This window comes from Oscillospiraceae bacterium MB24-C1 (assembly GCA_030913685.1).
In the GTDB taxonomy this organism is placed as follows: Bacteria; Bacillota; Clostridia; order Oscillospirales; family Ruminococcaceae; genus Yanshouia.
Genome location: CP133187.1, coordinates 2,430,154 through 2,444,243, shown reverse-complemented (window position 1 = coordinate 2,444,243; position 14,090 = coordinate 2,430,154). Strand labels below are relative to the sequence as shown.

Genomic DNA, 14,090 nt, shown 5'->3' with positions numbered 1-14,090 from the left:
TCGGTTACTGCAGAGTAGCCATAAACACGTTCATTCTTTAAAAGACCGGCGGGCTTAATTAAATTTTTAAGAGGATGCAGATCCAAACCCAGAAATACTACTTTTAACATAGTTTTCTCCTTTCAAATCTACTATTCAAATACTAAAACATTTTAGTAAATAATACTATAGAAAGGGCAAAAACAATGGAAGAAATTACAAATGATACACCAGCCCAAACTTTGGAAATCGATCAGCGAGTTTCCGAAAATTATCTTGATTACATTACGCGTCAGAGTGACGAGCAGAGTAATAGCGTGGATGGTGTATCGTTGTTGTTAGATACGTTTATGGAACAAGTGTTAGACTGGGGCCAAATATCCGCATTGGCGGCACAAGAATTCTCGAAATCCCACAATAGCATCTTTGGAATACTAAAAAAATGAATAAGGCACAATACGATTTAACTCAACTGGTTGTAGATTCAGAAAAAATGGTGGTATAGAAGGCGGCAGCGAAGACGGCGTCTTGGGAGGAGCACTATCTGGCGCCGCTACCGTCGGAGGCTTAGCGGCTATTGCGTTTTCTATTTTGGGAATTGCGACAAATCCTTGGCTTCTTATAGTGGCAGCGCTGGGCGCATTTATGGGAGGACTTGGATATATGGAAGAACAGGAACAAACAGCTGAAAATAATGCCTCTAATCCCTTGATAGAACAAGCCTTAGAATCTAGCGAAGATGCTATGTCATTTACCGAGGATGAATATGTCAAACGCGAATCCGGTTTTATGCAAAACTCATCTATCGGCCCCAGAACAGCAGAAAAACAAGCTAATTCTCCTATTAACTTTGAAAATTATACCTCTCCTCAGAGCACAAAGTTCTCTACTGAAGTAATAAGCAACCAAAAGTAGCTCCAGAAAAACTTAAAACCATCTTAAGATATACTGTGCAGCATATATAGCTTAAAGATTTAAGGGGCGCAGGAGAATTTAAAAAATAAATACCCGATGGGGGATATCCTTTCGCTAAAGAGACGTCGTACACTTATTGTACGGTGTTTTTATTTTTTAAAAATAAATACCCACAATGTTGGAAATTTCCATGCCGCTATACCACTATTCAAATTGGAAAGGAGACTTTTCATGCAAAGCAGTAGAATCTTTCGCGCAGTAACGCCCATGAAAGACGGCTGTCTTCAAATAGAAATGGAATCTGGCAGCACGGTTTGCTTAGATATGCACAGGCGGCTGTCATCGGTGCAGTTTGGGTTACTGCGCAACCAAGATGTATTCCGAAGTGTGGCGACAGATGGATACCGCTTGATATTTTATCGGGGCGGCAGTGAGATTCTGGAGATTTCAGCCGCTACCTTTATGGATCTGCTGACCGTTGACCGCACCAAGTAGCCAGGCAGGTAAGCCAATTCCATAAATAAAAATCTATCACGCACAGGTTTATGACAACATTTTCTAACAGATTGCCTTAGGGTTAATAAAGTAGGTATAATTTTCGCCCTATGTTCATGCAGTGAAAAGCATTCTATGTCTCGGAACTTACCTTATGCGTTTTTTCTCTATAAGTTTAACAAGCGGAGAAATTAGCAATCATTAAACACTAAAAGCCAAAGAGCTATTAACGATATTTTAATAATGAAAGGAAGTCTTAGAATGAAAAAACTATTGTCTCTCACACTTGCAATTGCCCTTATTCTCCTTGCGCTTCCAACTGCTGCATTTGCAGCAACTAATCCCGCCGATTTGTCAAAGCTACTAACCGGAACAATGGAGGGCAAAGCAGAAGTTTTTAATTGGGACTACATTTGTAATGATGGCATTTACTTTTATTCGTCGTCTGGTGAACCAATAACGGATATGTTGACCCCTTCCACCTTAAATGGTCTGCCGGCTTTTGCGTATAACGGTCGTTCAGGAACATCTTACTGGGCGGTGGCTTTTGATGATACCCAGAAGGACAAGCATATAGCTATACTGAAAAATGACGGGGACGGATGGGAATTTTTAGCTCCTAGTATAGTGGGTGGGGATACGGTGCATAAGGTGAAGTATTCTCTACAAAAAGATTCAAAAATCGTTGGTTACACCACACCAGTAAACCCTATTAAAACCGGCGCCAATTCGTTGTACTTGCTTGTCGGCGCACCTGATGAAAATGACGTTATTCCAGTTTACCCTTTCGTATTTGCCACCTCCGAAGCCAACAGCCCTTGTGCTCCAAAGTGGAACGACGCCTGGCCAAAAACTGACGAGGAACTTACTGCGTCTATACAAGCCAATTTCGAAAAAGCCTACAATATCACTTATATCATCCCCCCCACCTTTAGCAGTGGCGGCAAAAGGACTAAATCCCACAAAAATCTGCTTTATCTTCCCATTACCGCCACCGCAGGCGAGGGCGGTAGCATAACCGAACCAGGTCAAAAAATCTTCAGACCCGGTAGTATAAGCCAAAAATACACCGTCACCGCAAACGAAGGCTACACCATCTACTACATTCAGGTGGATGGAAAAGCTGTTCCCAATAGTATCAATTGTGGTGATACCGCCACCTTCACTTTTGACGCCATTTACGGCCCCAGAAGCATCAACGCCGTTTTTAAAAAGAAATAAGCTTCTTTACCCGCCAGCCGGAGGATAACCCTCCGGCTGATATTTTTTTGCAGCTGCTCTTAGCCCACTAAATTAGCATTTAGCATCCTATCAACTCGATTTAGTTCGGATAGGCTCTCTCTTGGGGTCTTATCACCGCAATACCGCCCTATTATTTTGATAACTCGAAAACTTTCTAAACCCCACGCCACACACAAGCGAGGGGGTGTGGGGGCATATGTTTTCTAAACTAATTAAGCAAAAGATGAGGTGCCGTTCAAAGCTGCGTTTTGGGGTTTTATTTTCCTTGAATTTGCGATATAATCAAAAATATAAGGTGGTGGGTGCTATTAAAAAAGTAAGAGTTACTGCCAAAGATGTGGCAAAGCGTGCGGGCGTTTCTGCTGCCACAGTATCAATGATTCTGAACGGGAAAAGCAGTAGTAAGTTTCCTGAGAGGACCTGTCGCCGCGTTATAGATGCCTGTAATGAGTTGGGCTATGTTCGAAATGGCGCCTTCAAATCAGCGGCACTTGACGAAAAAGTATTGGTTGCCATTACACCAACACTTTCAAATTTATACTATGTGCATATGGTGGAGGCAATGCAGCGCAGAGCTAAGGAGTTAGGTTACTCCTTGTTAGCGTTTGACACATTCCGTGAGATACCGCAGGAAACCCGCATTATACAGATTTGCAGCCAATTTCCTTTTGCGGGTGTGTTTTTCCTCTACCCGACGGAAAATAATATGTTGTTGCAACAGGTGGGGTGGTCAAAGCCTGTCATCCATATCTACGACAAAGGCGTACATAATAACGCAGATATTCTTGAGTTAGACGGTTTCCGTGTGGGAACTATCATCGGTGAATATCTGATTAAACTTGGTCATGAGCGAATAGCTTTTATCACATCCACCTTCGAGACAAAACAGGTAACCCGGATTCGCCGGTTAGAAGGGTTACGATCAGTATACAAGGCCCACGATCTCAATCCGATTCAAAGCGTAATGGCCTGCTCACCTGAACTGGAATTGGCGGAGGCAAAAGTTGTACCTGAAGGATATGAGCTAGGCTATTTGATGGCCAAACGGTTGATTGAACGCAATGAAGATGTGACGGCGTTCGTTGCGGTCAATGACATGATAGCCATTGGTGTTATGGATGCGATCATCGATGCGGGGAAGCGAATTCCTGATGATTATTCGGTATGTGGTTGTGACAACACAAGCGTCTCAAAATACAAGGGGATTTCATTGACTTCAGTAGAAAGCTATGCAAGGCAGTCAGGCCGAGAGGCTGTGGACATTTTGGTTCGCAAGATTGAGGGCGGAAATCATCTTTCTGAGCTTGAAGATAGTCCGGACGGAATTACCCGTGTAGAGTATTTCCCAAAACTCATTATCCGAAAGAGCACAGGCCCCAGGGAGAAAAAGAATTCAACTCAATTAAAAAACGATTAGCGATTAATTATTAATAAAAAGCCGAGGAACATTGCACTGTTTCCCGGCTTTTTATATGTGCAAAACAGAGAAAGTTTTATAAAATCAGGCTCCCTAATAAATTATTTACTAAACTATTTACCATTTCTAGCACAGTATTTATATTAAAAAAAAGATAGAAATAGAAAAAAGACGCGACAATTTTCAAAATTTTGAATGTCAGAATTATTCAGTAAATTATTTACTAAACATTTTACTTATTTGTACGAAATAATGCAAAAACAGCGTCTTAAAAATTACGTTTGCATAGCTTTTACCAAAAAGCTATCATTGATAAAGAAAATATAAGCATTTATGGCGCTCATACTTAACTGAATTAAGTGCACCTCAAATCTGCGTTAGCATTAGCGAAAAACTATGTAAGGTTGGAAGATTGCGTCAATTTTATACTGCAATCTATATTCATACTGACTCTATTGGAACACAGCCATTATGCAGGAGGCTAATGATATGAAAATGCCAAAGAAACCGATGGAATTGAATGCGTATCTGGATCAGCGCTTTACTTGCGACTGCGGCAAGGAACATTATGCTGCCCTGTCGGCTGTACGCATGGGCAAGGACACCCTGAATGATTTGCCCAATCTTGTCAAGGCGATGGGCTTCAAGAGCCTGTACCTCATTAGCGACCCCATCACTTATGGTATCGCTGGCGAGAAATGTGTAAAAATTCTGAGGGATGCCGGTATCCAGCATAAAATCATCCAGCTGTCCCACCTGGGTTTTGACGAGGCTACTTTAGGTGAGCTAGCCATCAACATGCCTATGGATTGTGACCTAATGGTGGCCGTAGGCACCGGCACAATCAACGACATGACCCGTTACTTCAGTTTTAAGATGGGCCGTCCCTTTTTTACCGTGGCTACCGCCGCTCCCATGGACGGCTTTGCCTCCAGCATCGCCGCCATCCAGGTCAATCACCTGAAGACCACGTTCGACGCCCACACTCCTACCGCCATCATTGGCGACACCGAGATACTAAAGGGTGCCCCCTACCGTATGATCGCCGCGGGTCTAGGTGACCTGTTAGGCAAGTTCACCTGCCTGTGTGATTGGAAATTGGCCAAGGTCATCAACGGTGAGCACTATTGCAACAACATCGTGGAATTAGTGGAAAGCTGCGTCCAGAAAGTGCTGACCAGTGCCGACAAAGCCACGGAGCGAGACCCCGAGACGCTGGGCAATATCATGGAAGGCCTAGTCCTGGCCGGTGTGGCCATGAGCTTATACGGCAACTCCCGCCCCGCTTCCGGCTGTGAACACCATATGTCCCACTACTGGGAAATGATTTTTGAACAGGCAGGCAAACGCCCTGTACCCCACGGCACTCAGGTGGGTGTAGGCACCGTACTCATTCTTAAACTGGTGGAGAAACTACGGAAGGCTGATGTAGACTTCGATGCTGCCCGCGTTGCGGCTAAGTCTTATGAGCAAGCTGCCTGGGAGGATGCCATTCATACAGCCTACGGCCCCGCCGCAGAGGGCGTCATTGCTATGGAAGCCAAGGCTCAGAAGAACGAGACTACCGCCCGCCTAGCTCGTATCGACACCATAGAGGCTCACTGGGACGAGATTATGGCATTGTTGTCTGGCCTGCCCTCCTCCGAGGAAATTATGGGCATCCTGCGCTCTCTAAATTCCCCCTGCTTACCCAGCGAAATCGGCGTGGAAGACGACCTACTCAGGCAAACCTTCCTGTACTGCAAGGAGGTTCGCGCCCGTTATACCATCCTCCAGATGGTTTGGGATCTGGGGCTGCTGGATACCTTGTCTGATGAGGTCATAGCCGAACTTGAGCACATCGTTATTTGTAATAACTAAGTTTGCTAGCGTAGCCTCAGCTCCGTCAAATACGATCATATGACGTTCTGTTGAATCACTCTTTTTACCATAGCATTGACATCGCGGTTTAAACAACTCGTTTGGCACGAGGAGAATCACTAAGATATTTCATAATAAACCGGCAGGAAAAGGGGGGCTCTCTATTCATCAAAACTTTAGTACGGCGTATACGCAAAAATAGAAGAGAGGTTAAATGTATGAAAAAGTTGTTTGCACTTGTACTAGCTCTGACCATGTCGCTGAGTCTGGCGGCCTGCGGCAGCAAGACCGAAGCCTCCGCTGTCAGCGCCAGCGCCAGCACACCCGAAGCCAGCACCAGCAATAAAGAAGCCACCAAGCCCATCGTCATTAGCTTGTCCAACGCCTACAGTGATATGGATCAGGTCAACTTTGAATTGAAGGCCGCCGCCCAGCGTATTTCTGAGCGTTCCAACGGTGCCATCGACCTGAAGGTCTATCCCAACAATACGCTTGGTACCCCCGCTGATGCCGTTGAGGCAATCAGAAGCGATGCTCCTCTGCTATATGTAACCGCCTTCAGCCAGTGGGAAGATTACTATCCCGATGCCTGCGCCATTCAGGCAGGTTTCGTGTTTGATTCCGCCGAGGAGTGCGTGCGTTTCTATGACACCGACCTGTTCGACGAAATCGTCGCCAATCTCGACGCCGTGAACATTCACTGCATCAATGTCAGCTTTACTGCCGGTATGCGTCACGTTCTTGGCAAGAAGCCGATCAAGACCCCCGATGACATGAAGGGTCTGAAGCTGCGTGTCCCCGGCTCCTCGCCCTATTTGGACTGCTTCAACTCCCTGGGTGCCAGCCCCATGGCTATGCCCTCCTCTGAGCAGGTCAGCGCTCTGTCTGCCGGCACTATCGATGCCGTCGATCAGTCCATCAGCCTGATGTACAGCACCAAGACCTATGAGCTTGTCAAGGAAGCCACCCTGCTTGCCCAGATGCCTCTTGCTGACGGCCTGTACTGCAGCACCACTTTCTGGAACAGCCTGCCTGAAGAGTATCGTAACATCATCGAAGAAGAGCTACATACCGCCGGACAGAATTATTACGAGTATTCCATGGAGAACGAGGCTATCATGCGTATTGATATGGAGAAAGCCGGCGTCCGATTCTATGAAGTGGATCGTGCTCCCTTTGCCGCACTAGCTAAGGAGAACGTCCTGAAGTATGAAATCGGTCAGAAGGTTCTGGATACCGTTGCTCAGATTCGCGCCGACATCGCCGCTGGCAAGTAATTCTACCGCCTTCGACGCAAATTTTGTAGTAGCCTAACGTGTATAGTCTGAGGAGGCTCTAAGGTTTCCTCAGACTATACTTTCATAAGATGGCTAAAGAGACGCCCAACAAATACAAGTGTCCAGTCTAACGAAACGAGGAACCTTATGAAAAAAATCGCTGCCTTTTTCCGAGACGGAACGGCAGAAGAATGGATGGGACGGGTGATGGTCATTTTGGTCATTGTACCTGTTATCATCAACATATTCTCGCGCGTCGTCCTGCAACACTATTCCACTACACTTGAGGCCATTGCCCTGTCTGCGTATGTCTGGATCGGGTATGCCGGCTTCGGATACCTATACAAAAAAGATGCCCATGTGGATGTCAAGTTCATTCAAAATCTGCTACCCCCTATTGGTCAGCAAATTCTAGATATCCTCCGTGATATTTTTATTTTTGTATTCTCCGCTTTCATTACCTATTGGGGCCTCAAGCTGTGCAAGAGCGGACTTACCCGCATGGTCACCGGCACGAAAATTGCTTATTTTTTTCCGTATTTGTCCATCGTGGTGGGATTCTTTAGCGGTGCTGTGCGCAGTCTATGGTCACTGCTGAGCCGCATCTTTAAGGGGATTGAAGGGAGGAAAACCGAATGAATTTTCTTACCTGGCTTCCTCTGATTCTGGTATTCGTCCTGTTGGCCTTTCGTCTCCCGGTATGCGCCGTTTTTATCAGCGGAGCCGTCGTCTACTTTACATTTATCGCACCGGAGATGCCGCTAAACATCGTGCTGTCCAAGATGGTTACTTCCGGCATGAACTTTAACCTGATGGCTATCCCGTTTTTCATCACGGCGGGCCTGCTCATGAACTACACCGGCATTACCTCCCGCATGATGAAGTTTGCCGACCTGCTGGTGGGCCATATGTGGGGCGGCCTGGCTCAGGTAAATGTGCTGCTGTCCACCCTGATGGGCGGTCTGTGCGGCTCTTCGAATGCGGACGCCGCCATGCAGTGCAAGATGCTGGTGCCTGAAATGGAGAAACGAGGTTTTAATCTCGCCTTTGCCGCCGCTGTCACTGCAAACTCCGCTCTGATCTCGCCTATGATTCCTCCCGGAGTCATGCTGATTCTGTACGCTTCCATAACGGAAAATTCTGTGCTGGATATGTTTATGGCTGGCTACCTGCCCGGCATTCTAATGTGCATCTTCATGATGCTTGCCGTGAATTACGTCTCCCACCGCGACGGTTATAAGCCCGTGCGTGAAGAGCGCGCCACGCTCAAAGAGATTGCCCGCGGCTTCGTCGACTGCTTCTGGGCCGTGGTGATGATTGTTGTGCTCATTGTTGGCCTGCGCTTCGGTATCGTCACCGCTACCGAGGGTGGTGCTATTCTCTGCTTACTATGTATCTTTGTGGGTATGTTCGTCTACAAAGAGCTACATATTTCCGACTTCAAGATGATTCTTTTAGAGGCCTTCACCTCCATCGCCAATGTGTTTGGCATCATCATCTCCGCCACCGTTTTTGGCCTGTATCTAACTTATGCGCAGATTCCTCAGATGATCACGGCGCTTGTGCTTGACATTACTAATAATCCCATCGTGTTCCTTCTGATGGTGAACATCATGTTGCTCATCATGGGTATGTTGGTGGATAGCTCCGCCGTCTTGATGATTGCAGGCCCCCTGCTGTACCCTGTGGCCATAAACTTTGGCATTAACCCCATCCACTTCGGCATCATGATGATTCTCAACCTGTCCATCGGTGCCATCACGCCTCCCTTCGGCGCAACAATGTACCAGTGCTGCAACCTGTGCAAGATTGAAATTCCTGATTTTCTAAAGCAAGGAAAAGAGCTTTTCGCGGCGTTGATTATCACCCTGCTTCTGGTTACATTTATCCCCGGTATCTCAACTCTACTTCCCACGCTGCTGAAATAAAGCTTTCCTGCTTGAAACGAGGCTATTTATGAAAAAATCTTATTTTTCCAAGGATGGAGTCTGGCTGAAGGGAAACTTGCACAGCCATACAACCGTATCGGACGGCGTGATCACGCCAACGGACATTGCGCAGCTCTATTACTCCCACGGTTATGATTTTCTCTCTATGACGGACCATAATGTCTTTGTGCCGCACAGTGAGCTGCCAGAAGAACGGCTAATTCTGCTCACCGGCGTGGAGCATGACATCGAGTACAGCCCATACAAGTGTACCCACGTCGTGGGCACCGGTGCAATCGGCAAAGAAAGCACCGACTATCTCTGCAAGCGCTATTCTGCCGCAGAGCTGACCGACCCACAGCTTATCGACATGATGCGAGAAGACGGGCAGTTTGTCACGCTGGCCCATCCCATCTGGTCAAGAATGGAGCCATCGGAAGTTCTGTCACTGAACGGCTTTCATGCGATAGAGGTCTACAACAACGGCACGGAGCATCTTTGCCACGGCGGCAACGCAGAAATTTACTGGGACATGCTCCTGCGTCACGGAAGGTACGTATTCGCCACCGCCAGTGATGACGTGCATGTTCACCATGACCTATTTGGTGGCTGGATCTGGGTGAAAGCCTCCCAGCGCAGCCCACAGGCCATTATGGAGGCGCTCTTTAACGGTAGATTCTATGCCTCCAGCGGCCCTGTGATCCACGACTTCGGCCTGGACGGCGACAAGGTATATACCGCCTGTTCCGCCTGTCGGGAAATCCATTTTGTCACCTATCCGCCCAGAGGCAAATCCTTCTTTGCAGAAGACGGCGCATCGCTCACCGAGGCCGCCCATACCCTAACAGGGCGTGAGGCATATGTTCGTATTGTCTGCGTCGATATTGCAGGCCGCTCTGCCTGGACAAACCCCATCTTCTTTGATGGTCGAAAGTGAAAGGCAATGAAAAGAATTATATGCTACGGTGATTCCAACACCTGGGGTTACGTCCCTGGCACAGGAGCGCGCTTTGACGCAGACACCCGTTGGACAGCACTGCTTCAAAAGAATCTGGGTAGTGGATATTGTGTCATTGAGGCGGGTATGAATTCTCGAACCACTTCATTCGACGACCCGTTCTGTGACTATCTGAATGGTAGAAAAGGTCTTCTGTATACGTTATTAGCAGCCAAGCCTGTTGACTTGCTGATCATCAGCCTTGGTACCAACGACCTGAAGTTTACGGATGCACGCGGCTCCTCAAAGGGGCTGGACGCCTTGCTGAGCGCCGCATTCTCCGCGGATTATGTGCAGTCTGATAGTGGAAACACCAGCGTTTTTAGGGGTTCGCCTCTGATTCTTGTAATCTCGCCCATCCCACTGCTTTCGGGCATTGATACACGGGAACCCTCCTCTTCTATGCAAGGCAAATATAGCGAGTCACTTCGTTTTAAAGATTATTATTATCCGGTATGTCAGGCTCATGGTGCATTCTTTCTTGACGCCTCTGTGTACGCAACTGCATCTGAGGTTGATTGTGTACATATGGGTGCCGAAAGCCATAAAAATCTTGGCGTTGCAGTGTCTCATGTAGTGCGCAGAGTGCTGACTCTATAACCAAACATAAGCTGAACATAAATCTACGCAACATAGTTCTAGATACGAGGAGGATAGTGGCGTGCTTGATCTCCTGAATCCACTGAGAGAATTGTCAATAGCATCTATTTTTTTCCGCTTCCTGTTAGCAACTGGCTGCGGCGCGGTAATTGGATATGAAAGAAGCAAAAAGCGCCACGCTGCCGGATTGCGCACACATATTGTTGTATGCATTGGTGCGTCGTCAGTTATGTTGCTAAACCAATATCTTTCCATTTATTTCAACTCGAATGCCGATCCCGCACGTCTTGGGGCTCAAGTCATTAGTGGTATTGGTTTTCTTGGCGCCGGAACCATTGTAATTACAGGATATCAAAGAGGTCAGCGTGTAAAGGGATTGACGACCGCTGCAGGACTATGGGCATCCGCATGTATGGGCCTTGCCGTAGGAAGCGGATTTTACGAAGTAGCGGTTATCATGTGTGGGTTTCTTTTCTGTGTGATTGTAGCGCTAAATCGTCTCGACGAAAAGTACTTAAAAGACTCTACTGTCGTTCGTTTTTATATTGAGTACACGGCCGAGACGCCGTTTTCGACTATTCTTGCGACGATACGAAAAAACAAATGGCATCTATCTCATTTAGAGTATCCCGGTGGGAATAGTTGCCCAATCAATAGCGCTATCATTGACGTACAGCGTTTCGGTCAGGACTCGGATCGTAATGTTTTGTTATCAAAATTACGAAGCACAAATGGCATCCTATTCGTCGAGGATGCGTAGCTGAAGGATCTACATGATCAGCATTTACTAACAGAACAACAATTTATTAAAAAGCTTTGCGACAGTTATAAAGGAGGAGAAATAATATGAAAATTAACACGCGTATAAGAGCTTTTGTCGTATCGCTGCTTTGTGCAGTGGCCTTATTATCCGTTACAGCAAACGCGGCATATTATAATACCTACACAACGGTTGCAACAATTCCTAATGGCAACGGCTGCAACCGTACACAGGGTTTTGCCGTTGGATCGACTTATGTCTATACGGCCAAATGCAACGATGACGAAAGCAAACAGGTCATCTACAGGACTAAGATGAGTGATGGAAGCACTACACTTATGACCAACGGTGACACCTCGGCCACTTATACAACCCACCTGGGCCATGCCAATGATATGGATACCTGCACAATCAACGGAAGCTATCATCTTTTTGTTGCTACGATGAAGACCGGTAACGAAAGCCTTGTCAAACTTTCATATTCTGGAACAACGTATACCCAATTGGGTGGATTTACACTAAAATACAATGGTAACAACATTGCAATATCAGGCGCAAAAAAATATGCAAAAGACTCGAATTACATTTACTTTCTTTTTTTCGTATATGATGGCACCGAAAACGGTGTAACGGTTTACAGAGGTCAAGTTCCGCTGACCGCAAATAGTGGGACAATCAATCTTACATATGGGTTTAAAATTAACATTAAAGATGCTTTGGTCAATGGCAAGACCGTAGCGGGCCTTGAAAACTTTACGAGACAGGGTATTGGGTATATAGCGAGTAGCGATCAGCTATTAGTGCCGCTGACAAATAATAACGTCAGCATCGTTCTTGTTTACAACAATGCTTCAACCGCTACAGGCACGGTTACTGCTAATCCTAATCTGTCATTCCGTATCACATCTTCTGCATATCCAACTCTTTTTGAGATAGAAGGATGTGATGAAACCAACGGAAAACTATACTTTAATTGCAACCGAAAAGTGAACTCAAGCGACATTTCTCACGATGCAGTTTGTTATTTTAATAATTTCACACCATAAAAAGCGAACCGCCGTAGCAACAGCGGCAAGGCCAAAATGTAAAATTATAATGTTGGTGGCGGATAGTGTATTCCTATTTTTTAGCTAAAATGGCTACGATTTGATGATCGAGATGCTTTGACGAAATATGATTCTGGCCCACACCTGACCCTCTTTTACACAAATTCTATATTGTCGTTGAGAACGACCTGAATGAACGCAAAGACCTTGTTTTAAGAGCCGTAAAAGCCGGTTGGTTAGACCAATGATCACGCTTTTATCGGCACCGAAACAATCCTCACTTAAAATTTGAGTGAGGATTGTTTCATTTTTAAGCCAATTTTATATTTTCCCGCTCGTCTTTGCTAAATAATATTATCACTTTCCTCAACCAAACAAAAAGCGACCTATAAAATCCACTTTTTTCCGCCAAGGGGAAACTGCGTCTTTTTTGTATGCAAACTTGAAAATATTCATTAAAATTGGTATTATTGTTCTGGATTATAGACACATCAACACCTACCTAGCGATTAATGCTAACGAGATCATGTGCATATTTGCTTAGATCAGATGGGAAGTGAAACGGTGCCGTGAATATACTTGATAAAGATTTATTGGTTCTGTTAAATCTCTCGCTAGAGGGAATCTTTATTGAAAATGTCAACGGTGATATTCTAATGTGTAATCAGTCGGGTGCAGAAATATTTGGCTACACAATAGAAGAAATCACCAAACTAAACATTCGAGATTTAATACCGACATCAGAGCGCTATTATTTAAAAGAGCAGTACACTCAAGAGGATTTGTTTCCACATGAATATATTGATCGCCTAAATGTAAAAAAGGATGGTACCCTCATCCGTACCGAGATCAACTCTAAAATTATCACCTCAAATGGTGAGGAATATCTCATCGCCTTTGTTCGCGATGCCACAAAACCGGCACAGATAGATCCAAACAACCCAAAGGTGCAGATGTCGGTATCTTTCTTGGAATGTTTGCGCAAGGAAAAACAGATTCTATTGACACTGCAAGATTCGGTGGGCAGAGAAAAATGTGTGGTTCCATTAGTTGCGGTGGAATACATTGAGAGTTCCCAGAAAAAACTGAAAATCTATTTAACAAACGGTTCTGTGCTGGAGGCTTATGGTACGCTAAACCGTCTAGAGCAACAAATACCTTCTGTGGGGAGTTTTTTGCGCTGTTATCAAAGCTATATCATTAACATGCAGTACGCTGAATTGGACGAGTGTCACTATGTGTTCGTTATGAGGAGCGGTGCGAGGGTTCCAATTCGGAAACGGCAGTATCGCCAGATCAGGCAGGCCTACAACAATTACAAAATATTGCTGCAATGACTGTCAAGCAGCAAGCAGCCACGGTGTTATTATCCGTGGCTGCTTTTTTTTAAGTGTCAATTCTTCCTATATCGTGTTGCTTTCGGCATCGGAATAGCAAAGCCAGATAGAAGCTATTATAATTAAAATTGTAGTTTTATGTAAAAAGCGCTAAATATTTTTGATAGTAAAATTGTCAGATGAGTCATAAGGAAGATCAAAACCCTAAACCGTACATTAAAATATAGTTTTACAAAA

Annotated in this window: 14 protein-coding genes; all 14 read left to right on the top strand. The window is 45.6% G+C overall.

Features of this window, described 5'->3' with window-relative positions; all coding sequences use genetic code 11:
- The first annotated feature begins 185 nt into the window (after nt 1-185).
- The 14 genes from RBH76_11600 (at nt 186) to RBH76_11535 (ending at nt 13,853) form a co-directional block, all read left to right on the top strand.
- Entirely contained in the window at nt 186-425 is a 240-nt protein-coding gene (locus tag RBH76_11600) for a hypothetical protein (GenBank protein WMJ83366.1), read from the top strand.
- 82 nt (nt 426-507) lie between these two features.
- Nucleotides 508-894 carry a hypothetical protein gene (locus RBH76_11595; protein ID WMJ83365.1) on the top strand — a complete coding sequence of 129 codons (387 nt, stop codon included), beginning with the start codon at nt 508-510 and terminating at the stop codon, nt 892-894.
- Nucleotides 895-1,125: 231 nt separating this feature from the next.
- Nucleotides 1,126-1,389: a hypothetical protein gene (locus tag RBH76_11590; protein ID WMJ83364.1), complete on the top strand. Its 264-nt coding sequence runs from the start codon at nt 1,126-1,128 to the stop codon at nt 1,387-1,389.
- 261 nt (nt 1,390-1,650) lie between these two features.
- Entirely contained in the window at nt 1,651-2,610 is a 960-nt protein-coding gene (locus RBH76_11585; GenBank protein WMJ83363.1) for a hypothetical protein, read from the top strand.
- A gap of 217 nt (nt 2,611-2,827) precedes the next feature.
- Nucleotides 2,828-4,048 carry a LacI family DNA-binding transcriptional regulator gene (locus RBH76_11580; protein WMJ83362.1) on the top strand — a complete coding sequence of 407 codons (1,221 nt, stop codon included), beginning with the start codon at nt 2,828-2,830 and terminating at the stop codon, nt 4,046-4,048.
- 489 nt (nt 4,049-4,537) lie between these two features.
- A complete protein-coding gene (locus tag RBH76_11575) occupies nt 4,538-5,908 on the top strand; it encodes a sn-glycerol-1-phosphate dehydrogenase (GenBank protein WMJ83361.1) in 1,371 nt (456 codons plus the stop codon).
- Between the two features lie 101 nt (nt 5,909-6,009).
- Complete coding sequence (dctP, locus tag RBH76_11570) at nt 6,010-7,185, top strand: TRAP transporter substrate-binding protein DctP (protein ID WMJ83360.1); 1,176 nt, start codon at nt 6,010-6,012, stop codon at nt 7,183-7,185.
- 147 nt (nt 7,186-7,332) lie between these two features.
- On the top strand, nt 7,333-7,824 hold the full coding sequence (locus RBH76_11565; protein WMJ83359.1) for a TRAP transporter small permease subunit: 492 nt from the start codon (nt 7,333-7,335) through the stop codon (nt 7,822-7,824).
- Nucleotides 7,821-9,113 carry a TRAP transporter large permease gene (locus RBH76_11560; GenBank protein ID WMJ83358.1) on the top strand — a complete coding sequence of 431 codons (1,293 nt, stop codon included), beginning with the start codon at nt 7,821-7,823 and terminating at the stop codon, nt 9,111-9,113. The genes RBH76_11565 and RBH76_11560 overlap by 4 nt, the downstream gene beginning before the upstream one ends.
- A gap of 76 nt (nt 9,114-9,189) precedes the next feature.
- Nucleotides 9,190-10,050: a hypothetical protein gene (locus RBH76_11555; protein ID WMJ83357.1), complete on the top strand. Its 861-nt coding sequence runs from the start codon at nt 9,190-9,192 to the stop codon at nt 10,048-10,050.
- Between the two features lie 6 nt (nt 10,051-10,056).
- Nucleotides 10,057-10,710, top strand: coding sequence for a GDSL-type esterase/lipase family protein (locus RBH76_11550; GenBank protein WMJ83356.1), 654 nt, complete (start codon nt 10,057-10,059; stop codon nt 10,708-10,710).
- 61 nt (nt 10,711-10,771) lie between these two features.
- Entirely contained in the window at nt 10,772-11,470 is a 699-nt protein-coding gene (locus RBH76_11545) for an MgtC/SapB family protein (GenBank protein WMJ83355.1), read from the top strand.
- Between the two features lie 86 nt (nt 11,471-11,556).
- A complete protein-coding gene (locus RBH76_11540) occupies nt 11,557-12,516 on the top strand; it encodes a hypothetical protein (protein WMJ83354.1) in 960 nt (319 codons plus the stop codon).
- Nucleotides 12,517-13,085: 569 nt separating this feature from the next.
- The gene (locus RBH76_11535; GenBank protein ID WMJ83353.1) at nt 13,086-13,853 is read left to right on the top strand and encodes a PAS domain S-box protein; all 768 of its coding nucleotides are present in this window, start codon (nt 13,086-13,088) and stop codon (nt 13,851-13,853) included.
- Nucleotides 13,854-14,090 lie beyond the last annotated feature (237 nt).